General features: G+C 35.9%; 25 protein-coding genes and 1 pseudogene. 4 read left to right on the top strand and 22 right to left on the bottom strand.

The genetic code is table 11. The annotated features are described in order from the left end of the window. Positions 1 to 5: 5 nt before the first annotated feature. The 10 genes and pseudogenes from M1F91_RS01285 to M1F91_RS09135 form a co-directional block, all read right to left on the bottom strand. Positions 6 to 812: an alpha/beta hydrolase gene (locus tag M1F91_RS01285; protein ID WP_247912298.1), complete on the bottom strand. Its 807-nt coding sequence runs from the start codon at positions 810 to 812 to the stop codon at positions 6 to 8. A 262-nt stretch (positions 813 to 1,074) separates the two neighbouring features. Then, positions 1,075 to 1,566 carry a nucleotidyltransferase gene (locus tag M1F91_RS01280; protein ID WP_247912297.1) on the bottom strand — a complete coding sequence of 164 codons (492 nt, stop codon included), beginning with the start codon at positions 1,564 to 1,566 and terminating at the stop codon, positions 1,075 to 1,077. 88 nt (positions 1,567 to 1,654) lie between these two features. Then, positions 1,655 to 2,407: a CPBP family intramembrane glutamic endopeptidase gene (locus M1F91_RS01275; protein ID WP_247912296.1), complete on the bottom strand. Its 753-nt coding sequence runs from the start codon at positions 2,405 to 2,407 to the stop codon at positions 1,655 to 1,657. 263 nt (positions 2,408 to 2,670) lie between these two features. Next, complete coding sequence (locus tag M1F91_RS01270; RefSeq protein ID WP_247912295.1) at positions 2,671 to 4,353, bottom strand: ABC transporter ATP-binding protein; 1,683 nt, start codon at positions 4,351 to 4,353, stop codon at positions 2,671 to 2,673. Between the two features lie 2 nt (positions 4,354 to 4,355). Further along, complete coding sequence (locus M1F91_RS01265) at positions 4,356 to 5,093, bottom strand: ATP-binding cassette domain-containing protein (RefSeq protein ID WP_247912569.1); 738 nt, start codon at positions 5,091 to 5,093, stop codon at positions 4,356 to 4,358. 135 nt (positions 5,094 to 5,228) lie between these two features. Then, positions 5,229 to 5,969, bottom strand: coding sequence for an ABC transporter permease (locus M1F91_RS01260; RefSeq protein WP_247912294.1), 741 nt, complete (start codon positions 5,967 to 5,969; stop codon positions 5,229 to 5,231). 277 nt (positions 5,970 to 6,246) lie between these two features. Beyond that, entirely contained in the window at positions 6,247 to 6,876 is a 630-nt protein-coding gene (locus M1F91_RS01255; RefSeq protein ID WP_247912293.1) for a TetR/AcrR family transcriptional regulator, read from the bottom strand. Positions 6,877 to 7,332: 456 nt separating this feature from the next. Continuing rightward, on the bottom strand, positions 7,333 to 7,929 hold the full coding sequence (locus M1F91_RS01250; protein ID WP_247912292.1) for a hypothetical protein: 597 nt from the start codon (positions 7,927 to 7,929) through the stop codon (positions 7,333 to 7,335). Further along, the gene (locus M1F91_RS01245; RefSeq protein ID WP_247912291.1) at positions 7,895 to 8,383 is read right to left on the bottom strand and encodes a type II toxin-antitoxin system antitoxin SocA domain-containing protein; all 489 of its coding nucleotides are present in this window, start codon (positions 8,381 to 8,383) and stop codon (positions 7,895 to 7,897) included. Before M1F91_RS01245 ends, M1F91_RS01250 begins: the two co-directional genes overlap by 35 nt. A gap of 279 nt (positions 8,384 to 8,662) precedes the next feature. Then, positions 8,663 to 9,072, bottom strand: a pseudogene (locus M1F91_RS09135) (zinc ribbon domain-containing protein); the annotation flags it as partial. Between the two features lie 497 nt (positions 9,073 to 9,569). On the opposite strand from M1F91_RS09135, the gene M1F91_RS01235 reads away from it, so the two are divergent. From M1F91_RS01235 to M1F91_RS01220, 4 genes are read left to right on the top strand one after another with little or no spacing between them, the layout of a single operon-like run. Next, positions 9,570 to 9,815, top strand: coding sequence for a hypothetical protein (locus tag M1F91_RS01235; RefSeq protein WP_001813542.1), 246 nt, complete (start codon positions 9,570 to 9,572; stop codon positions 9,813 to 9,815). Continuing rightward, positions 9,812 to 10,147, top strand: coding sequence for a hypothetical protein (locus M1F91_RS01230; protein WP_000806926.1), 336 nt, complete (start codon positions 9,812 to 9,814; stop codon positions 10,145 to 10,147). Before M1F91_RS01235 ends, M1F91_RS01230 begins: the two co-directional genes overlap by 4 nt. Before the next feature lie 12 nt (positions 10,148 to 10,159). Next, positions 10,160 to 10,528, top strand: a complete 369-nt coding sequence (locus M1F91_RS01225; RefSeq protein ID WP_000567222.1) for a hypothetical protein — start codon at positions 10,160 to 10,162, stop codon at positions 10,526 to 10,528. Next, complete coding sequence (locus M1F91_RS01220; protein WP_001072467.1) at positions 10,515 to 10,814, top strand: DUF5960 family protein; 300 nt, start codon at positions 10,515 to 10,517, stop codon at positions 10,812 to 10,814. The genes M1F91_RS01225 and M1F91_RS01220 overlap by 14 nt, the downstream gene beginning before the upstream one ends. 117 nt (positions 10,815 to 10,931) lie before the next feature. Here the strand turns inward: M1F91_RS01220 and msr(D) are convergent, their stop codons facing one another. From msr(D) to prfA, 12 genes are all read right to left on the bottom strand, one after another. Continuing rightward, positions 10,932 to 12,395, bottom strand: a complete 1,464-nt coding sequence (gene msr(D) / locus M1F91_RS01215) for an ABC-F type ribosomal protection protein Msr(D) (RefSeq protein WP_000420313.1) — start codon at positions 12,393 to 12,395, stop codon at positions 10,932 to 10,934. 119 nt (positions 12,396 to 12,514) lie between these two features. Then, positions 12,515 to 13,732, bottom strand: coding sequence for a macrolide efflux MFS transporter Mef(A) (gene mef(A) / locus M1F91_RS01210; protein ID WP_000417519.1), 1,218 nt, complete (start codon positions 13,730 to 13,732; stop codon positions 12,515 to 12,517). Between the two features lie 385 nt (positions 13,733 to 14,117). Further along, on the bottom strand, positions 14,118 to 14,288 hold the full coding sequence (locus tag M1F91_RS01205) for a hypothetical protein (RefSeq protein ID WP_000873143.1): 171 nt from the start codon (positions 14,286 to 14,288) through the stop codon (positions 14,118 to 14,120). Between the two features lie 514 nt (positions 14,289 to 14,802). Further along, positions 14,803 to 16,158, bottom strand: a complete 1,356-nt coding sequence (gene rlmD, locus M1F91_RS01200) for a 23S rRNA (uracil(1939)-C(5))-methyltransferase RlmD (RefSeq protein ID WP_247912288.1) — start codon at positions 16,156 to 16,158, stop codon at positions 14,803 to 14,805. 74 nt (positions 16,159 to 16,232) lie between these two features. Further along, entirely contained in the window at positions 16,233 to 17,207 is a 975-nt protein-coding gene (locus M1F91_RS01195; protein ID WP_247912286.1) for a DUF1002 domain-containing protein, read from the bottom strand. Positions 17,208 to 17,288: 81 nt separating this feature from the next. Further along, positions 17,289 to 17,891, bottom strand: coding sequence for a lysozyme family protein (locus M1F91_RS01190; RefSeq protein ID WP_247912283.1), 603 nt, complete (start codon positions 17,889 to 17,891; stop codon positions 17,289 to 17,291). Then, on the bottom strand, positions 17,891 to 18,865 hold the full coding sequence (locus M1F91_RS01185; protein ID WP_247912282.1) for a nucleoid-associated protein: 975 nt from the start codon (positions 18,863 to 18,865) through the stop codon (positions 17,891 to 17,893). Before M1F91_RS01185 ends, M1F91_RS01190 begins: the two co-directional genes overlap by 1 nt. Before the next feature lie 6 nt (positions 18,866 to 18,871). Beyond that, positions 18,872 to 20,128 (bottom strand): serine hydroxymethyltransferase, encoded by a 1,257-nt coding sequence (gene glyA, locus M1F91_RS01180; RefSeq protein ID WP_247912281.1) that lies wholly within the window; start codon positions 20,126 to 20,128, stop codon positions 18,872 to 18,874. Continuing rightward, on the bottom strand, positions 20,125 to 20,571 hold the full coding sequence (locus M1F91_RS01175; protein WP_247912280.1) for a GNAT family N-acetyltransferase: 447 nt from the start codon (positions 20,569 to 20,571) through the stop codon (positions 20,125 to 20,127). The genes glyA and M1F91_RS01175 overlap by 4 nt, the downstream gene beginning before the upstream one ends. 1 nt (position 20,572) lies before the next feature. Then, a complete protein-coding gene (locus tag M1F91_RS01170; RefSeq protein WP_247912279.1) occupies positions 20,573 to 21,175 on the bottom strand; it encodes an L-threonylcarbamoyladenylate synthase in 603 nt (200 codons plus the stop codon). Beyond that, positions 21,159 to 21,995 carry a peptide chain release factor N(5)-glutamine methyltransferase gene (gene prmC / locus M1F91_RS01165; RefSeq protein ID WP_247912278.1) on the bottom strand — a complete coding sequence of 279 codons (837 nt, stop codon included), beginning with the start codon at positions 21,993 to 21,995 and terminating at the stop codon, positions 21,159 to 21,161. Before prmC ends, M1F91_RS01170 begins: the two co-directional genes overlap by 17 nt. After that, the gene (gene prfA / locus M1F91_RS01160; RefSeq protein ID WP_006148466.1) at positions 21,995 to 23,074 is read right to left on the bottom strand and encodes a peptide chain release factor 1; all 1,080 of its coding nucleotides are present in this window, start codon (positions 23,072 to 23,074) and stop codon (positions 21,995 to 21,997) included. The genes prmC and prfA overlap by 1 nt, the downstream gene beginning before the upstream one ends. Between the last annotated feature and the right edge of the window lies 1 nt (position 23,075).

Genomic DNA, 23,075 nt, shown 5'->3' with positions numbered 1-23,075 from the left:
CCTCCTTATGATATATCAGATTCATTACACATTTCCAATGAATCACTCTTTAAAAATGGCACCACCAAATTAATCCACTCTTGAGGCAGGTAAGCTGATAAATAGCCATGGTTATAGCCCTTAGCTTCATACAAAATCGTATTTGGATGCAGTTGTTGAAATAATTTCGCTGATGCTTTCACACAGTTCAATTCTTTTTCACCATAAATATAAAGAACCTGCGCCTTATTAACAGAAATCGTATCCTTTAGCTTGTAATGCCCCATATAGGTTTTGTAAATGGTCACCAATGTTTTGATAGGCGTCCTTGGCAGATCCTCCAAATAATAATCTTTTAGTTCCTCTGGATAAGCGAGTTTAGGATAGAGTTTGTTCATCATGCTTAACTGAAGTTTGCAAGAGAATTTACTAATTATTAGTTTGCCAAATAGACGTACCAGAAAAATACTGATTTTAGCCAACCTTGGTTGAGGAATACAGAGGCTTCCATCTATGATGGCTTTCTCAGCTATATCTCTGTCTATTGACAAAAGCTCCATAGTAATTTGACCACCAAGTGAAACACCACCGATTGCAAACAATTTCCCACCACAGTTTGCTTTGATATAGTCCAGAATCTCCAAAGCAGAATCTTCAGTAGAAGCATAATCAAGTTGATATTCTTCGCCGTGGCCATTCAAGGTGGGTAGAATGACACGATACTTCTCCGATAAGATCCGTGCTTGACGAAGATAATTCCACCAAGAACTGCCACCGCCATGTATCAGCAAGATAGAAGGCAAATTCTTATCACCAAATTCATGGAATTTCATATTTAAACTCCTTACTGTAAGACATTCCTAGCTACATCTTTGTTTAATCTGTTTGAACAAGCTGTGATACCACTTTAAACAGACAATCTCTAACATCGATTATCTAGATAGAATGTTACCTTTAATAATGGGTATCCTGATCTAAATTTTAAAATCTTTTTTCTTTACTAATTCTATTACTAGCCAATATCGTATAAATTAAATAACCAATAAAAATAACATAGCAGTCAGTCTTACAACTTACTACTTTTCATATGATAATTTACAAATGTTTTTCCAGCCACTCGATCTTTTTAAAATCCTTATTGTTATTTTGTTCATTTCGATAGGAGTCTTGAGAAGAAGCTTTGTAAATACTTAGATACTGCTCCAGACTTGGAAGACGAAAAGTGATGCCTTCAATGTGAATAAGCTCTATATCCGATTCCGAAACTCCTGCAAAATCAGGTAAGGAATCGATACTTCCAAATTCAACACTCACTCGATCCTTTTGGAATTCATGCTCATGAATATCTATTAAGACGTAGCCTAAGTCTTTCATCACTTTCATTATCTTGTCCCAGTCATAAATTCTTAGATGATCAGGTGCTTCCCAACCTCTAGGGTCACCAGGCACATGAATGTCAATGTCAGACGGCCCCCAATTTTCTTTCGTTCTAAACTCCAATCCCAAAGACCCCATCAGTGTCGGTGTAATTCCGACTCGATTTAAATGGAAACAAATGGTTTTAAATTCTTCAAATAAGAGACTCATGTTTACTCTAAGCCTTTCATATAAATATTCGTTATTTCTTCTTTATTACCTTGAACAAAATCATCTTCATTTTCTAGAGTATATCCATTTATTTTAGATACAAATTCTTTTCCTTACTAATTCTATTACTAGCCAATATAGTATAAATTAAATAAGCAATAAAAATGATAATAAAAATAACATTAATTTTTAACACAAAATAGAGATTTAACAAATTTGCGAACGCATGAAATAATATACAGTATCCCACAGATTTCGTTTGACGGTAAAGAAGCCCTAAAACAAAACTTAAAAATAATGTATATATAAAAAATAAAATAAAAGGAAATCCTTGATGACTTTCTCCAACTATAAACCATAAAGGCAGATGCCATATTCCCCAAATTGATCCTACAATCAAATTAGATTGCCAATATGTATATTTTTTATCAAGTAACGGCTGTAATATTCCTCTCCATCCTAATTCTTCATGTCCACCACCAAAAAAAATTAGTTGTATAAAGAATAATGGCATCAGATAAATGGATACTCCATTTAATTCTAAGGACGATACAGAAAATAGTATCAAAATTGCTAACAAATGAATAATGAAATAAATACTACTTTTTCCTTTCTTACTAAATAGAAAATGTTGAAATTTTATATTATTCCTTTTCAAATAAAAGCCACTTGCAATAGCTGGACCAAGTGCACCTACTATATGTAACATTCTCCCTATAAATGTTTCTAATCCCCAAAAATGAGATTGCGTAAAGATGGCAAGAATCCCCCAAGCTATATAAGTAATTCCAAATGTACAATAAAGAAAATTTTTTAAATTCTTTTTGTCAATTTCTGTCATTTTATCTTCCTCATCTTGATTAATTTATATCTAATATTTTTTTACTGTTTCTTAGTTGTTCTCGCTTTATAACTAACTATATTCTATCACAAAAACACAAAAAAAGCCTTACAATCAAGGCTTTTCATTATTGATTCATACCAAGCTTTCTAGGCTTTTACCAACAAGCTCACGCACTCAACGTGTCGTGATAGCAAACTTCTATATTATAGAACGAAAGTGATAGAGTGTTTTATAAAATTATACTATAAAATGAAAGAGAATTACACACTCAACTCAAACAACTTATAAAACTCACCTCTCCTATCCATCAAGTCACAAAAAGAACCATCTTCAACAATGACGCCTGCTTTCACAAAGAGAATTCTATCGTATTTTTTCAAAATGTTCTCATTCAACTTGTGGGTTACTACAAGTGCAGTCAAATCTTGAATATCCAAGATTGAATTTTCAATTTCAGTAGTTACTTGATTATCCAAAGATGAGGTAGCCTCATCCAATAATAAGATCGGTGTTTTTCGAATTAAGGCACGCGCAATACTAAGTCTTTGTTTTTGTCCGCCAGATAGATTTGAGCCATTCTCTCCACATAAAGTTTGTAGACCAGATTCATTTTCTAAAACATAACTTTCCAGACCTGACTGCTGTACAGCTTGATTTATTTCCTCATCAGTGAAGGATTGATTAAGTGTAATATTTGCTCTTAAAGTATCATCAAAGATATAAACGTCTTGTTGAACAATAGTCATTAAGTTATAAAGACTCTCTGCTGAAATAGCTTGTATATCCTGATTATCAATTGAAATATATCCACTTGTTACATCGTAAAAACTCAGCAATAGATTGAGCAAAGTTGATTTCCCACTACCTGACGTTCCTACAATTGCAATTTTTTCCCCTTTTTGAATCTTTAAAGATAAATGGTAAAAAATATTTTCTTCAGTATTAGGGTAAGAAAAATCTATATTTGAAAAAGAAATAACATCATCGAAATTTTCTTTCGTTTCACCAGTCTGAAGTTCGCTTACATCTTTTACCTCAAATGCATCTAGTGTTGCCTGACCTTCACGGAATTTACTCACTCCCATGCCAACTTCATTTAGTGGCATTACCACAAAATTGACCAGTTGAACAATAGCTGTTACACTTCCAATTGTGGTATGGCCATTAAAAACAAGATACATTCCTCCACCAAAGGCTACCAAAAATACAATCATCCCTGAAAGCTGCGAAATAACATTAGCTAAAACATCAAATTTCCCTTTTATAAAATTTATTTCATCAAATTTTTCACTTTCATGACTATAATCCTCACAGATAGACTCTTTCACATTAAAACTTTTGATAACAAGAAATCCTGCTAAAATATCTTTAACCTTAGCTAAATACTTCTGATCTGCAATCATAGCACTATTTTGTAGAGAGGCAGATTTTTGTCCAATAAATCCTGAAATTATTATCGGAATAACACTAGCAATGATAACTAATAAAGTCAAAAACCAATTACCTATAAACATAGCTAGGAGTGAAAAAATCATTAAGGAAAGGTTTTTTGAAATATTAAAATACTGGTGGAGATAATCTTGCTCAATTTTCTTCATATTTTCGGTTAATACAGAAATAAACTTCCCTGATTTTTCCTTAGAAAATTCTCTATAATCGCTATCTAAAATAGATTGGAACACCTTGTTTTTGTATCTTGACATGATTTGCCTAACAAGTTTATTTCTCAATCGAAGAGATATAAAGTTGAGTCCTGCATAGATGAAAATAACAGTAGCTCCTACTAGTACCGCTTGAGTTAAGGCATCTTCATTTTGGGACATTCCACTATCAATAATCCCTTTAATAGAATAAGCAAAAGCAATATTAGTTAAAGGAACCAGTATATTAAATATCATGAAAGCATAAAAAGCCTTCTGATGATCCTTTATCAATTGTTTCATCCTTAATCTACCTCATAATTCTTAATTTCATTTAGAAAATGAGACATAAAATATTCTTCTAAGTTAATATTCTCTCTCCTAATCTCTTTCATAGAGACCTGTTCTACCATTTCTCCATTTTTGATAAAACCAATTTTATCTGCTATCTGTGAAATTTCCGATAATATATGACTCGATATTAGTATTGTAATTCCATGCTCCTTAGAAAGCGACAACAAAAGATTTCGAATTTCTTGAATTCCTATTGGATCTAAACCATTGATTGGCTCATCTAAAATCAACAATTTAGGTTTTGTTAGAAAAGCACGAGCTAAACCAAGCCTTTGCCTCATTCCTAACGAAAAATCTTTTACTTTTTTAGTCGTATTTTTTAATCCGACCATTCTTAATACTCTTATTACATCTGATTCAGTAATATTTTTCCCCATATACTGAGCGTGAATTTCCAAAATTTCTTTTGCAGTGCAATTATCATAAAAAATTGGTGATTCAATAATACTTCCAATCTGACTTAGGATTTCTTCTCTGTGTTCGTGTAGATTTTTCCCAAAAATTTCAATACTACCTGATGTAATTGTTGATAAGGATAACATACATTTCATTAACGTTGTTTTTCCAGCACCATTCGGTCCTAAAAAACCATAGATTTCTCCTTCAGCAATTTGAAGGTTGATACCACTTAAAATTTCTTCTTTATCAATTGTTTTAAAAACTTCTTTTATTTCAACAATATTTCTCATTTCTATCTCTCTTTCTATATCCAGCTTTAAACGCAAGAATTTTTCTCCCGGAGCATAAATACTAACTTATACAGTCTCTTTTTTTATAGAAATCATCAAGGAATTCTCACTTTCCTTCAATTAAACTCAGGTATGCTACTTGGTACTAAAATCTTGTCTTGAAATATTAAAAATTGAAAATGAAGTAATCATTAAACTTATGAAACTTGCAAATATCAAAAAGAATAAGTTATCAGCAATATTATTAGATAAACTTCCTGGACTTACATTTGAAAGTAATGTTGCTAAACCAAGTCCTGTAAGCATTGTTATAGCTGTTGAATGCTTAATCATACCTAAAACAAATGGTAGTAACCCTATTAGTACTGCCGCAAACGTTATTCCAGCTAAGTTAATTAATTGACTAGCTACAGGGATATAACTAGATTCAGTTACAACAGCCATGAATCTAATGAATAATTGAATCACTAAATGTGCAGAAAAATGGGCAATAATTGCTACTAGGATGACTGAAATAATTTTTCCCCAAAGTAACTTTATTTTAGAAATAGGGTAAGAAAACAACTGAAAAATTGTTCTTCGTTTAAATTCATCAATAATAATCGTAGATAATAAATAAGATTCGAAAATCAAAAATGCTGCTTTTGTAAATAAAGATGAAAACAATGAAGTTACAATTGCCCAACCTTCCCATTTACCAGTAATTCTAATAACATTAGAATCCTGTCCAATGAATTCTCCTAGTTTATTGTCAGTACCTAAACCCATAATAATGATTGCTGTAATACCTAACACTATAAATATAGTACACAACCAGGCTAAAAATAATTTAGATTTAGAAACTTTATTTAATTCAATTTTAATAAGCGACAACATAGATTATTTCCTCCAAAGCGTAAATAAAGAATAAACTATTCAGACTAATCTCGACAAATATTTAAAAATAAGCTTATTCTTCAGACAATGTCAATATACATACTACCGGTATGGATATGTTAAAAACAAACATACCTACGGTATGTATAATAGATTTTTAATAACACACTTAAAGTATGTTATTTTTTAATTATAAATTATGTAAGATAATTCATTCAATTGATAATACATAAATAGAAATGAGTATTAACAAGAATGTCATGCGACGACTTATTTACTATTTTTTTAAGTGATCGAATAAGTTGAAAATCACCTCCATCATTTTATCAGAAATTAACTGTACCCCTAGACCTTCAAAAGTAAGTTTAATGAAATTCATTTTGCTCTTTAATTCTACTAATGAAAAAACGGAAATTTGAAAACCAATCCAAATATTTAGAGTTAAAACAATTAAATCTGCTAGCTCTTCTGGATATTCTGTTTTAATAGACCCATCTTCAACTCCTTCGTAAACTTTTTCTCTAATTTCGGGTAAAAAATCAGAAAATAGACCTAGATACTGCTCCCCTAACAAACGTGGACTTCTTAGCATGATTGAGGCAGAGTATACGAGCCTTTGGTGTTCAAAATTAGAGAAAGAGTCCATCAAAGAATTTTGTATCTTTTCTAATCCAGTATTTCCTCTCCAATTATAATTTAAAATTTCTTGATTATTTTCGCTAATAATCGTTTGCAGTATATCATATTTGGACTCAAAATGATGATAAATGACACCTTTCGTTAATCCTCCTAAGCCATCTATGATATCTTGTATTGACGTATTATCAAATCCTTTTTCTAAAAATAAGTTTTTAGAGACCTCTAGTATTTTTTTTCTAGTTTCATGTGAGTTTCTATTCCTTGCCATTTTAGTCCCTTTCTATCATACCGATGGTATGTAGTTCTATTGTAGTGGAAGTAACTAATAATGTCAAGTTCTTTATTGGAAAATGCAAAAAAGCCTTACAATCAAGGCTTTTGATTATCCCTTTTGTTACAGGTTTCTAGGCTTTTAACAGCAAAGATACACACTTTGCGGTTCGCTGTAACCGTATCGTTTCGTCGTAAACTCCTTACTCTACGACAGCTATCCCATGGGCAGAACATCTGCTTCTACTTCGCTGATGCCTCAGCTCGTACAAGCAGTGATACTGCCTCAACATGTGCTGATAGATCTTACCTATATTATGGAACGAAATAAATCTGGTTAGATTTAATATGATACTTTGAAACGATTCATAAAATAAAATGCTACGGCACTTGCAATAGCATTTTAAAATATTAGGTTTAGACATCAAAACTTAGAATCATTACTAATAATAAGTCATTTATTGTGTAAAGTACTTATACAAATAGTATTGCTCTCATTTCTATTATAAGTATTTGCATCTCTGGTAACTTTGTCAGGAATAACTAAGTGAAGTGGATCAACCAAAAAGACAATATACTTATCTTTAGCTAAATCTTTATACAAAAATATCCTGTATTGTGTTACTTGATCAAAATAATCTAAAACACTAAATTTAATAAAATCGTCCTTATGATTTTCAAAATCGACATCTGTCATATATTCAAGCATAATCTTTTTTATACGTGAATCTAATGTTACGGAATACTCTCTAAAATTTGCAGAAGCCATTTTATTAGGTTCATCTAGTATTGGAAACATCCTTAATTTATAATTACTAAGTTCATCCTCGTTCAAAAAATTAGTAAACTCTTCCTCATGACATTTCTTAGAGGTTAAAGTTTGTGAACTATAAAAACTAAAGTTAGAACTAGTACTTGCGGTAAGTGCAGTAGATGATGATATCCTGTTGCTCCTCAAGGCCTTGCTAGACTTCAAAGCCTTATTAAATTTTTTAGCACTAGTTTTGGTGGAACTGTTACCCCACACATTGGAAAATTTCTTGGTACTCATTTGCAATATCTTCTTTCAACATAATTGAAGATTTTCCTTTAGAAATAGCATCTTTCCAAACTTTGTCTTCATGACTTCTATCAACCAGAGCAAAATCTGATTTTTCTAATATCATTTCGAACACATCATCAATAAAATTCTTTATTTCTTTATCTACAGAACTTACTCCAAAATCATACTCTGTTGGAACATATTGTTCTGCTTTATTTTTTGAATACACTTCCCTAATTACTGGGCCATATGTCCATGCCTCAAAGTTTGCATCAAACAAATATTTCGGATATTCATAATTTGACTCACTAACACCATCTTCCTCTGAATTCTGATAATTTCCAGAGTAAAATGCAAATAAAAAATATAAACCTTTTTGTAACTTCAATGGAGATAGTTCATTAAATTTATACAACAAATGCTGTACTAAATCATCAACATTTTCAAAATAATAATCTGTCATAAGCATTCCTCTCTATAATCTATCGAAATTCCTCAACCTAATTATAACATAAAACTCCTGGTTCGGATAGCAATATTTACTTTATTACTACCTTCATTACTTCTTATGATACTTGTCAACTAAAATATATAAAACATCAATTGTTCTCTGAGTATTCATCATTTTTAAAAGTTTCTAAATATAGTTAATCTATTCTATTAGTATTATTATTTTACAAAAAACGAAAAGAAGACTGTCACCACAGTGTTTTCACACATCCATTACAGCCTTCTATATTTTCTATAAGTCTACCTCAGTTCCTTCTAAAAATTTTACGCTTATCTCCCCATCCTCCGCAATTGTTATGTTGTCCACCACCTGACACATCTCATACGAATTGAATTCCCATAAAATCTTGTTTATAATATCAGCCAACTTCATACTTTAATACTTTTCTAGTGGACGATTTTCTTCCAGAATCTTATTCCACTTTCCATGCAATAGATCCACGTTCTCACTCAATAGTACTACAGCCATTACTACGGCTTTCTCTAGCGTTTCTTCATCAATATGGTTATTCTGACAGTCAATCTGTCCTAACGATTGTTACACTGCCAGACTTTACGTTTACCTCGACTTGTAGTCCAATTTTTTCTACCAAATGCTAAACCACATTCGGAACAGAAAATCATGGTAGTAAAAGAAGCATTTCAATAATTTATTCGTGGCCGTTAGCTATGTTTATTTCCCTTAAAACTCCTTTTCAATGAAAGTAAACACATACTCACAGGATGAATGAAAATGGGATTAGATAATTTCTACCTATCACTTCTACTCGCTCCAAAAATTTTCTCACTCTGATACTTCCCTAGCACATAAGAAAAATCCTTGCAAATCAAGGCTTTTCTTAACCCCTTTCGTTCCAAGGTTTTTACGCTTTTACGAGCAAAGATACACACTCAACATGTGCTGAGAGCTTTCTTCTATACTAATAGACGAAAGGGTGTGAAAATGATTTTTAAATGATACTGTGGAACGGAACAGTAGCCCTAGTATTGACTACTGTCGTTTCTATTCATATTGGCTATTCTAGGACTGAGATGAAAAAATCTATAAATGCTCAGAATAAAATTGAACCCGCAAATCTCCCCAAAACAATGGTGAGTCATGTACTTGTATTATTCCGAAAAAATACACCTCTGGTGCAGTGAGACAAATTGGTGTATCTTATAGTGGCTTCGTAGATGAAAGCTATACTCTACTATCACTCTTTGATGATGTAGAACAAATTGAAAAAGATAATAGACTTCAGACAGCTATTGATGTTGTCAGAGAACAGTTTGGTTTTTTAGCCATACAAAAAGGAACCGTCCTAACTGAAGGTTCCAGAAATATTGAACGCAGTAAACTTATCGGTGGTCATTCCGCGGGTGGATTGGAGGGATTAAAATGAAACAAGAAAAAAATACAGTACAATTTTCAGAAATCCGTAGCAAAGGATGTAATGATATTGAAATGCTTGAAAGATTTTTACATGGAATCGTTGAAACAGCAACTTCAAAACTTCGTCAGAGAAAACTCAAAACAACTGAAATATCGATACGACTAGTACATGCTAAATCTGAAAACCGATTACCATTGGAATTTACATTTAGCATTAAGCCAACAAGCTCATCTGTGATAATCTATACTGAGGTAATCAATCGCTTTAAAGAATGTTACACAGGTGGGGGAATTCAAGGTTTTACGATTCAATTTGATAAAAATACCCTTGCCTCTGCATAGAAAGGATTTGATATGATTGACCGTTCATATTTACCATTTCAATCAGCAAGAGAGTACCAGGATACAAAGATGCAAAAATGGATGGGCTTTTTCCTATCTGAACATGCATCAGCACTCTCTGATGATACAAACAAAGTAACGTACATGTCTGACTTATCACTAGAGAAGAAATTATTACTCCTCAGTCAAGTATACGCCGGGCAGCTACGCACACGCATTCAAGTGATTGAAAAAAACAAGCGTGTTTCCTACACTGGAACAATACCAAGTCTGACCAAAGATTTCATTTTGATAAAAACTACAACAGGTCACATCAATTTGAAATTAAAAGACATTATTAGTATTGAACTTGTCGAGGAGGTGCTCTATGAATCAGCTTGAGTTTCAGCGTAATCACCTACAAATGGACTATTATAGCGAGAGCTACCAAGATTTTGAACGTGACTTCTACCGCTACTCTAACATGAATATTCCATTGACCTTCCTAACTGATGATATCCTAAAAACAATGGCGACTTCACGTAAGAATTACTTTGTCCTCAATAAGGAAAAGTCCAGAGATAACCGCGATCACTTCTTCATATTTGAAGTAAGTACCGTAGATGAGAATCCGCTAATCTATCATTATACATATAAGAAAACTACAATATATTTAGCAGAAAAATAGGAGCAGTTCAATTGACTGTTCCTATTTTTAATATTCATAAAATCTAAAGTCTTTATACTCTTTAACAATGGAGTCGCCAACCAGAACAGACTATACTGACCAGCGACTACCTTAAATTTAATGTTTCAGATTTATTTTCTTATCTCTAATTTCATAAACTACATCTGCTACATTTTCGAGTAATCGTTTATCGTGGGTGATAAACACGATAGTTCCGGTGTACTCCTTCATTAGTATTTCCAAAGCCTCTAAACTTGGTATGTCAAGGAAGTTACTGGGTTCATCCATTATTAGGATGTTATATCTACCCATGAGCATTTTAGCAAGCAACAATTTTATAATTTCTCCACCGCTTAAAACAGATAAACTTTTTCCAATATCGTTCTGTTTGAACCCCATAGATGCTAGCACTGAACGAATTTCTGATATATTGTAGTCACAATCCTTCTGCATAAACTCCATAACATTCTGATTACTGTTGTACTTGTAACCATTCTGTGCAAAGTAACCTATTTTTGCCTTAGGCGAAATAGAAATTCCTTCTTCATGGTTTAAGATCATTTGGATTAAAGTTGTTTTTCCGATTCCATTACCACCAGTTAACGCCACTTTTGCTCCTAACGGAATTTGAAAAGATGCATTTTCAAACAGAGCCTTATCCCCAAATACTTTATTAATTTCTGCACCGACTATAGGGTATGGATTATGGAGCTCCAATGCTTTACTTTGCCTGAAACGAATTCTGCGAATGCCTTCCGGAGCTTCTACTTTTCCTAAGGCCGCAATCCTGTGCTCTAGGGTTTTAGCAGCATTATACATCTTTTTTTCCTTACTTCCTATTGATTTTTGATGAGCTAAACGCCCTCCGTCTTCAGTACTTTTTTTCTTTGAAGAACCTTTTGCCTTCTGTTCTATTTTACGAGCCTGTTTTCGCTTTTCCTCCGCAGCCCTTTCCAATCGGGCACGTTCCGCAATAAATTGTTCGTATTCTGCAGCTTGGCTCTTACGTTCTTCCTCTTTCTGACGAAGATAATCAGAATAGTTTCCCCAATACTCAGTGATTTTGCCATCTTTCAGTTCCCATATTTTATCTACTATTTCATCAAGAAAATAGCGGTCATGGCTAATAACTAACAGTGCACCTGTAAAATATTTTAGCTGTCCTATTAGAAAATCAATTCCTTCACGGTCTAAATGGCTCGTAGGTTCATCCGCTAAAATACCATGAACCTGTGCCGATAAGGCCTGTGCTATTTTAAGCCTTGTTTCTTCACCACCGCTCATAGTCTGTATATTTAATTGCTCAACACCTAGCTTGCCTACAAGTGCAAAATCTTTTTCCTCCTGCAGAGTTACTTCGTCCAACTGGGGAATATAGGCAAGTTCACCCAGACGATTCATTTTACATCCTGGGGGAGTTAATTCTCCTAAAAGTACCCTGAGTAAAGTGCTTTTTCCAGCACCATTTGCTCCTACTAAACCAATACGGTCATAATCATATACTTCTAATTCATTTATATCTAAAACATCGCGTCCTTTGAATTCCACACGAATGTCTTTTGCTTTTAATATTAATTCCATAACATTTCCTCCTGTCTATAATCGCATGCTTTCATTTGCTTGTATGCAGGGAAAACCCTGCGATTTTAGCAGGAAGAGTTACATGAAAATAAGATACATAAATATTCCTCCAATATTGTTTATTTTAAATCTAATTTTCTAACCTCAGTTATCATTTGGCAAACTATAGCAATGCCAATAATTAAAATACCTGATAGTAAAAACCAATGATTTACACCGATTTTATCAGCAAAGAATCCAGAAAGAATTAACCCAATTGGCATAGCAAGTGACATGATACTTCCGATCAAAGAAAATACACGTCCTAAATATTCAGGCTTAATTTTCTCCTGAAAAAGAGCTGTTTGCACACCGCTATAAAATGGCACCGAAAGCCCCATTATTGCACAGCAAACTACGAATATTACAAATCCATTTGGAGGAAGTATTCCCGAAACGGCTAAACTGGTCCCCATTATAAAAAATGAACTTGTTATTAGTAATACATGCTTTTCGAAGCCCCCTAATCTTCCTAATAATAAGCCTCCTGCTAGCATCCCAAATGCAAAGGAAATTTCCGTAATAGAAATATGCACAGGCGTTCCATTAAAGTGTTCCATGCTTATTAAAGGAAATAGTGCATTGATTGGCATATAAACAAAAGTATATAGTGTTCCTAAGAGTAATAAGGCAAACAATCCTTTGTTTTGTCTCAGAACCACAACTCCTTCTTTCATCTCCCTTATGAAATTTGGTTCTAAACTTTGCACTTGATTACCCAGCTTAGGTATACGTACAATTGCTACCGTAATAGATGCAATCACAGCACCCAATACGTCGATGGCAATAATAGCATTTAAATCCCAAACGGAGTATAAGAGTGCTGCAACTGCCGGACTAACAATATAGCTTATAGACTGCAAAGACTGACTATAGCCTGCGCATTTCGTTAGCTGTTCTTCTGGTACTAAAAGTGGTGTAACCGCATTGAGTGCTGGGGTATGAAAAGCTGTTCCAATGCTACGGATAAACAATACTATCATAATCATCCAGACAGGTAGCTCCATACAGAATGCAACAATAGCAAGCACTGCACCAGCTGCTGCGATAATTAAATCGGCACCAATCATTATCTTCTTCCTATCATGACGATCCACTAGCACACCAATGGCAGGTCCCAAAATCGCATAGGGTAAAAAACCTACTAATGAAGCCATAGACAAGACCATCGCAGATCCTGTTTTTTCTGTAAGGTAAAAAATAATCGCCATTTGCAGGATGGCACTAGTGATTAATGATACTGCTTGCCCTGCCCATATTGCATAAAATTTTCGTTTCCAATTGTTGTATTTTTCCATTTATATTATCTCCTGCATATTATTTTGCTTGAATTTCTATTTTGAATAGCATTCTAGGCAATAAAAAATGCAGGCCAAACCCCACAATGTGGCTTTTGGTCTGCATACATACAATTTGGAAACATTCATATTAAAGACATAGTTAAATAAAGGTATAGTTAAATAACCAATATCCTCACCGTAACTAATGAATGCTCAATATCGTATAAATAAGCACAACAAAAAAGCCTATCATCGGGTATAGATTCTGCTTTTTTTATTGCCAGCTTATCTTAAACGCATTGAGGCTGTCATAGTTTCGGTTCCTCCTACATCTTTGTTTATATCAATTTATAGTATAACACAACAAGATGATATGTTCAATATAAAAGTTATGGAATGAGACTCATACTTCCAATTCGATGCCAGATTTAAAGGATATGACGAAGTTTTCTTCATAGACTGTAACGCTCTGGATTATCTTCCTTAGTAGCAAGCGATTAGCTTTCACAAAATCTTCTGTTTGTAGTTTTAAAAATTCATCAGGATTTTCTAACTCAACCTCAAAATATTTCATTTTACATTCCCTCATTTCATTTATTGATAAATTGAGTTTGCAAAAAAGAGTGGACAATTTTTGTCTACTCTTAACCTTTAAAATAGTTTTTTTTAATCGATTTGAAGTTGCCTAAATTATTACTTATTCGGTAAAATGAAGTATTGCTTTCAACAGATTTCCTTCAACTACACTTCACTTGATTCAAACAAGGTGGGTACATTTCTATTCCCACAAACTCCTTGTCAATGGAAACAAACACGTACCCACAGGGTAAATGGAAATAGAAACTGATAATTTCTAGCTATCACTTCTACTCATTCCAAAAATTTTCTCACTCTGATACTTACCCACCATAAAGCAAAAAGCCTTGCAATCAAGGCTTTCATTATCCCTTTCGTTCAAAGGTTTCTAAGCTTTTACGAGCAGAGCGACACACTCAGCGGTTCGCTATCTCCGTTCTGTCTGCGTGCTAGCACTTGTCAATCACGGACAGCTATCGCATGGGCGGAAGTAAATGCTAATCTTCGTCGTTTTACTCCTTGACTAGCAAACTTACCGCCTCAACATGATGCGTTTGCGGAAAAAGATCCACTGGCTGGACTTTCTTCAATTCATATCCTAACTCTTGATAAAGTTTGATATCACGCGCCATGGTTGCGACATTACAGGAGATATAGGCGATACGGTCAGCTCCTGTTTGGGCACTTGCTTTGATAAAGCTTTCGGTCAAGCCCTTGCGTGGTGGGTCAACCAGAATGGCGGTTGGTTGGATGCCTTCCTTGAGCCAATTCTTCATAGCATTTTCTGCTGTATCACATTCATAGTGGGCATTGGTGATGCCATTTAAGCTAGCATTCTTCTGGCTATTTTCTACTGCTTCTGGGATAACTTCCACTCCGTAGACTTCCTTGACATGTTTAGCGACAGATAATCCAATAGTCCCGATTCCTGAGTAGGCATCAATCACGACATCATCTTCTCTTAGCTCCGCAAAGTCAATGGCTGTCTGATAGAGCTTCTCTGCCATTTCTGTATTGACCTGGTAAAAGGCTGGTCCAGAGATTTGGAAGCTATTTCCCAACATTTGGTCAGTAATGTAATCCTGGCCATAGAGAGTACGCCATTCTTTCCCAAAAATAGCATTGGTATTCTGGTCGTTGATATTTTGCATGACGGATTTAATAGCTGGGAATTGCTTGATCAACTGCTCAATCAACTGGTCCACACGGAAAACTTTAGGACGAGTAGTGACCAAAATGACCATGATTTGACCTGAATGATGGCCACGACGTACAACGAGGTTACGAATCAAGCCAGACTGTTCCTTTTCATCATAGGGTTTTAAGTCATAGCGACGAAGCAAATCACGTAAAGCCACAATAACTTGGTCAATGACTGGATCTTGGATATAAAAATCTTCAAGAGGCATAAGATCATGAGAATTCTTACGGAAGAAACCAGTTTCCAGAACACCATTAACGCGACGAACAGGAACCTGAGCCTTGTTACGATACTTGACGGGATTTTCCATGCCAAGAGTATCTGAAACCTCTATATCCATGATTCCAGCAATTTTATAAAGACTGTCTTTTACTTGCTTGGTTTTAAACTTGAGTTGCTCTGGATAAGCTAGATGTCCTAAGTCAGCAATGCCTGAACGCAGGTAAGCCAAATCTAAGTCTTGATTACGATGTGGAGATTGTGTGAGATATTCCTCGACCTTACCAAAGCCAATCTTTTTGTTGACTTTAAGGACACGCATAAGGATTTTTTCAGTTGGTAAAGCATTCTCAACAAAAAAGACCAGACCATCTACCTTGGCCACTCCTGAACCTTCATGTGTCAAATCGACAATCTCTACTTCTACAATATCATTTTTTTTCAACATATTTTTCTCTTTCTATGAGCCGACAAAAAAAGACAGCAACAATCCTGTTACCATCTATTATACCATGAATTGACCTAAGCACCAAAACTCTTGAAGAAATCAAGGATCGCTTGCCAAATAGAGCTAAGGATGTTCCCACTGTCTTGAATAGCTTTATTGGCGTCAAAGTTAAGGTCGATATTGCTGAAACTGTCACCAGCTTGCGCAACGATACTTTGTTTCAAATCTTTTAGAGTCTTTGTAAAGTCTTCGTTATTAAGAATATCGCTCTTTGAAAGATTAAAGGCAAAGTTGATGATGACATTGACCTGGTTGCCTGTAACCACTTGATCAAGTTTGTAGTTCTTCAAAGTATCTTCGACTATTTTACGAACATCATCTTCTGTAAGTTCACCTTTGGACTCTTTAGCCTTAGCGACTGCAGCCTTGATATCAGCAAGAGCTACGTTCAGCTTGTTAGCATCGAAGCCTGATTTGTCCTTGTTTTCATCATTAATATCAGACAAGGCCTTAAGCTCTTCCTGAGCCAAGTCTTTATTTTCTTGAGGTAATTTTACACCATTTGACTCAAGGGAATAGTAAATACCTGCTAGGGCACTTTCCCCAGTAACTGGGATTGGCGCTGCAACGGTGATACGTGCGTGCTCGACACCCAAGGTAACAGCCGCATTACGGTACATGTCTTGGGTCACTTTTGTGATATTTTCTGGTGTTTCAATCTTGACTTCAAGTGGAGATTTTTCACCTAGTTTTTGAATTTTCGCTGATGAATAAAGTTGAAGACTAGAGTCGTTTGCGACATTCATAATTTTTGAGTAGACATCTGGTGTCATGGTCTTCAAGTCTTTAGTATCTTTAGAGGCATCATAGCCTAGTTTTTTAAGTGTTTGATTCTTTTGATTTTCTGTTAATGAAGAACCTAAGACGTACTCAGGTTGAACATAGGTTTCATCAATGACTTTTTGAACATCAGTAGCTGCCTGAGCGCTTTGCAGTGTTGCAACTGCTAAAAGTACTGCAGCACTAGTCAGAAAGAATTTCTTTCGCATGAGACGTTCCTCCTTTTCCACTCTAGCATATTAAAGTATCCTTAAAGAAAACTTATAAAAGCACCTAGAATTTCTAGATGCTTAAAATAGATTAAAAATTTTCATGATATAGAGATTTACTTGAACTTGTCTAGAGTAATAATAGTTTCCCCCATCGACATAAAGTTCTCCACCCTGAAAAATGGAAATAGGATTGATGTAACGATAGGTTTTTCCTGTTGTATTCCCTAATGTCGGCGCAACTGTATCTCTAGAATATTGTTTAGCTAGAGCAATCGTATTCTTTTTCCCATTTTGGGCAATAAAATCAATATAAGCAGGCCCAAAGTTATAAGCTTGAATGGCTGTCCAGACATCCACTCCTTTTTCTTGAGCCAGATAGAGATTTTCTGTCAAAGTTTGAACACCTTGACGAATACTACTTGCATTATCGTTTATGGTATCAGTAGAACCGGTAGCAGACTCACTAGACTGCATCACGTCTCCTTCTTTACCCTTGGTTTCTGTATAGATCATGGCGAGCACAAGCTCTTCGTTTGCTGGAGTATCTCTTTCATTCAAGATTTCACGAACCATCGGTTGATAGGTCATGACTTGTTTGACATCCTGACGAATGAGATAGGATTTATAGCCAGCGAAAAGGAAGACTGCTAGTACCAGCACTCTTCGTATAAGTTTAAACATTATTTATTTTGAATATCCTCGATGTTTTTGATTAAGATAGAATAAGTTCCATTATCATTTTGGATGAACTCAACCGATTCTGCGTCTTGATAGACATTGTTTGGTACGATGAGTTCAATTCCGTTAGACAAGGAAAGTTTCTGATTTTCAAATCTCTTTAACTGACGACTAGCATCAATCTCATCAAACTGAACTGGCTCAGGTACTGCTTCTTTGACTCTGTCAATAAAGCTTAGACGGGCAGTAAGATTGTTGTCAAAGAGATCATTAGCTAATTTTTCTGGAGAGAGTTCATTGTTTTCTTCGATATTATTGAAGATTGCTGATTTAACCTTGGATTGAAATTGAAAATCATCCGCATTAAAGGTTTCGGCAATTTTTTGAGCCGTTTTTTCAAGTTCCTTGATTGATTTCTTAGGTGAAATCTTTGGTTGAGCTTGAATGAGATTCTCAGAAAAATAGTTTAAAAAAGCTCCATTGTACTTGATGCGTTTTTCAATCAAGTGATACTTACGACTTTGAAGATTAACCACAAGGGCTTCATCAGCTCCAGTACCAAAACCAGGTAAGTTATTTTGAGTCAGTTTGATTGGATTGTCAACCTCGCCACCCAAGTGTGTCAAGGTTTCACGCAATGCAATTCGTAGAAAGGCAAAGTGGTCTACTCCCTCTTTTGAAAACTGGACAAAAACCAAGTCATTAGTCTTTTGGTTTTCAGATACAGAGAATTCCTCTTTCCAAAGGTTTGCTATTGTCACAGATGTTGCCATTAGATCTTCTGTGATATGGTTGAAAAATGGATTATCTTCTTCAAAAATCCCAGTTTTGGCATCGTCCGAATACACACGCTCCACTTTTTTACGCAAGTATTCCTCGATTTTAGGAGTGATATTGAGAAACTTATCCGCCAAGAACAACTCTGTGTCATCAGGACTGAACTGATGGATAATGGCTTTCTTAATATAAATATCCATAAAATATTAGTCCTCATATAATGGGAAGGCATCTGTCAAGGACTTGACTGCACTTCTCACTTCTTCTAAGACAGCTTCGTTTTCTGCATTCTTAAGGGCTTTAATAATAAGTTCAGCAACTTGACGGCTTTCTTTTTCACCAAAACCACGAGCAGTAATTGCTGCCGCTCCGATACGAATACCACTTGTCTTGAATGGTGACAATGTTTCGTAAGGGATTGAGTTTTTATTAAGGGTAATGTTGACCTCATCCAATAAGTTTTGGGCTACTTTTCCACTTTCTACAACCTTTGTGACATCCACTAAGAAGAGGTGGTTTTCAGTACCACCAGAGATAATACGGAAATCAGAATCTTGCAAGAAGACATCTGCCATAGCCTTGCTGTTCTTGATGACATTAGCAGCATATTCTTTAAAAGCAGGATCCAATACTTCTTTAAAGGCTACAGCCTTAGCAGCAACAACATGCTCTAATGGTCCACCTTGGATACCTGGGAAAATAGCGGAATTGATTTTCTTAGCAAGATCTTCGTCGTTAGTCAAAATCAACCCACCACGTGGTCCACGAAGAGTTTTGTGAGTTGTTGTTGTTGTGACATGTGCGTATGGAACTGGATTTGGGTGAAGACCAGCTGCAACCAAGCCAGCAATGTGGGCCATGTCGACCATGAGTTTTGCGCCCACAGCATCTGCAATTTCACGGAATTTTGAGAAATCAATAATGTGAGAATAGGCTGAGGCACCAGCAACGATAAGTTTTGGTTGCACTTCTTGAGCTTGTTTCAAGATGGCGTCAAAGTCCAATAGCTCTGTCTCCGGATCGACGCTATATGAAACAAAGTTATAGGTTTGACCTGAGAAACTTACAGGAGCTCCGTGAGTCAAGTGCCCACCCGCAGCTAAATCCATCCCCATAACTGTATCACCTGGTTCAATCAAGGCCATGTATGCTGCACAGTTAGCTTGACTTCCTGAGTGAGGTTGGACATTGGCAAATTTAGCACCAAAGATTTCTTTCGCACGTTCAATAGCTAGACTTTCGATAACATCCACTACATCAGTACCACCATAGTAACGACGTCCAGGATATCCTTCAGCATATTTATTAGTCAAGATAGAACCTTGCGCTGCCATTACAGCCTTAGATACAACGTTCTCTGAAGCAATTAATTCAATATTATTTTGTTGGCGTTCTTCTTCTTTAGCAATAGCATTCCAAAGTTCTGCGTCATAAGCTTTAAAATCATCTTTATCAAAAATCATAGCTTTTCTCCTTTAATTAACTTAATAAATCGTTTCTGCACTTTATCACAAGTATAACCCACTCTTTCATAAAATGCATGAGCACCAAGACGATGGTCTGCAGAGTTTAATCGTATAAATTTGTAGCCACGTTTTTCTGCTTCTTGCTCTAATCCTTGGAGCAAAGTTTTCCCGATGCCTTTACCTTGTGTTTGAGGCAAAACAGCTAAAGCTAGGATGTTAAAACCTGGTTTTGAATAAAGGGATTCATAAACCTCAGCATGTACATACCCAAGTAAGTCATGGCTGGTCGGTTCCTCAAACCCCAGTAGGAAGTGATGGGGGTCTTGAGACAACTTAGCTAGTTGACTAGCCGTTTCCTCAGGGCTAAAATCATAACCTAAAGTATCTTTGTTAATCTCATGAATCGATGCAACATCTGTTGCTTTCAAAGCACGTAGCATATCATACCTCCTCAAAAGGAATTTCAGGTATCTTGGCAAGGATATCTTCTCGAGTTATCGAACCTTGGCGTAGTATCTTAACCTTGTCGCTAGATAAGTCTAAAATAGTCGAATCTTGACCTGTTAAAAAAGCATCATCTTCTAAACCCAGAACCTCTTGTCCGAAGTCTTTTAAAATTTCTTTAAAGCTAACACCGCTTGTATGTCCTGAAATATTTGCAGACGGGCCGATTAAGGGACCAAACTCACGAATCAGTTCTAGAGTTATAGGGTGACTGGGCATCCGAAATCCAACAGTCGGTAATCCTGAATTGACCCAGTAGGGAACCTTGTCACTAGCTTCTAGGATAATGGTCAATGGACCAGGAAGAAAACTATCAACAAGTTTTTGTAAATAAGGTGGCTGATTCTTTGAAAAGTTCAAGATATCGTCTAGATGAGCGACATTGAGATTAAGTGCCTTGTCTCTTGGACGACGTTTGAGCTGATAAACGTGGTCAACAGCCTTCTCATTCAAAGCTTTCGCAAAGAGGCCATAAACTGTTTCGGTCGGCAAAACTACTGCTCCGCCCTTTTCCAACTCTTGCTTAATTTTCTCCATCATCAATGACTACCATCCTATCTTGGCCAAATCGGTCTTTAAGGGTTCGAACTCGTTTCTCTGGAAAATTTTCCATAAAGAGAGCGGGCACACTTTGACCTTGTTTGTAGCCAATTTCAAGATAAATCTTACCACCATCATTTAGATAGTCCTTGGAGTCTTCCGCGATTCTACGGTAGATAGCTAGGCCATCCTCGTCAGCAAAGAGTGCCAAATGTGGTTCTGAATGCAAAACATTCAAGCCAACTTCTACCTCATCTGCTCGAGAAATGTAGGGTGGATTGGATACAATTATATCATATTTTGAAGAAATTTCGGAGAAACAGTCAGATTTGATAAAAGAGAGATTTAGATCCTGCCTCTTGGAATTCTCTGTTGCAAGCTCTAATGCATCCTGTGAAATATCCGTAGCTGTGACCGACCAATCTGGTCTATTTTTCGCTAAAGCAAGGGCAATGGCTCCGCTTCCTGTTCCGATATCTAGTACTTTGAGATTTTTCTTAGGATTTTCAGTCAAGATGAGATCTACTAGCTCTTCTGTCTCTGGACGGGGAATTAAGACGCGCTCATCTACCTTTAACTGCATCCCCAAAAAGTCAGTATGACCAATAATGTGCTGGGCAGGTATGTGGCTAGCTAGCTTGATGAAAATGTTCTCTACAAATTTGTAATCTTCATCAGTGACTTCTTCCTGAAGGGCAAAGATGAAGTCTGTAAAAGATAGATTTTTTAGGCTACGATAGACAAAGGAGAGGCTTTCTGCTTCCTCTCCTTGTTCTATCAACTTTTCCTCAAAATCTTTAAAAATTTGAGCTAATTTCATTATTTGTTTAATTCTTCCAATTTTTGTGTTTGGTCATAAAGAACCAAGGCATCTACAACTTCATCCAATTTACCAGCTAGTATTGTATCAAGTTTTTGTAGAGTCAAGCCGATACGATGGTCTGTTACACGGTTTTGTGGGAAGTTATAAGTACGGATACGTTCTGAACGGTCACCAGTACCGATAGTAGACTTACGCTCAGCATCTTGCTCATCTTGAGCAATCTGAGCAAAGTGGTCTGCCACACGCGCACGGATGATTTTCATAGCCTTCTCACGGTTTTTCTGCTGGGTACGTTCTTCCTGCATCTCAACCTTGATATTGGTTGGCAAGTGAACGATACGAACGGCAGTCGCAACCTTGTTGACGTTCTGTCCACCAGCACCTGATGCGTGGTAAATATCAACACGAAGGTCTTTTGGATCAATATCGTACTCTACTTCTTCTACCTCAGGCATGACAAGGACAGTTGCTGTAGAAGTATGGACACGTCCTTGGCTTTCTGTCACAGGGACACGTTGCACACGGTGGGCACCTGACTCGTACTTAAGCTTAGAGTAAACTGATTGACCTGAAACCATGGCAACCACTTCTTTGAAACCGCCGACACCGTTCATAGATGCTTCCATAACTTCAAATCGCCAGCCTTGGGCCTCAGCATACTTTTGATACATGGTTAGAAGGTCACCAGCAAAAAGCGCTGCCTCATCTCCACCAGCAGCTCCACGGATTTCAAGGATGATGTTCTTGTCATCGTTTGGATCTTTAGGAAGGAGCAATATTTTCAATTTTTCTTCATACTCTTCTTTTTCTGCTTTAGCATCCTTGAGTTCTTGCTTCGCCATTTCTTCCAAGTCAGCATCTCCGCCAGATTCTTTAATCATTTCCTCAGCGTCGACAATATTTTGAAGGACTTGTTTGTATTCACGGTAGGCTGTTACTGTATCACGAGTTGAAGCTTCCTCTTTTGAAAGCTCCATGAAACGCTTGGTGTCTGAAACGACATCAGGGTCGCTCAGCAATTCTCCTAATTCTTCATAACGGTCTTCTACAGCTTGTAGTTGATCATAGATATTCATT

Source organism: Streptococcus sp. oral taxon 431 (assembly GCF_023110115.1).
In the GTDB taxonomy this organism is placed as follows: domain Bacteria; phylum Bacillota; class Bacilli; order Lactobacillales; family Streptococcaceae; genus Streptococcus.
The sequence above is the reverse complement of the archived record's forward strand: the minus strand, read 5'-3'. Positions and strand labels throughout refer to the sequence as shown.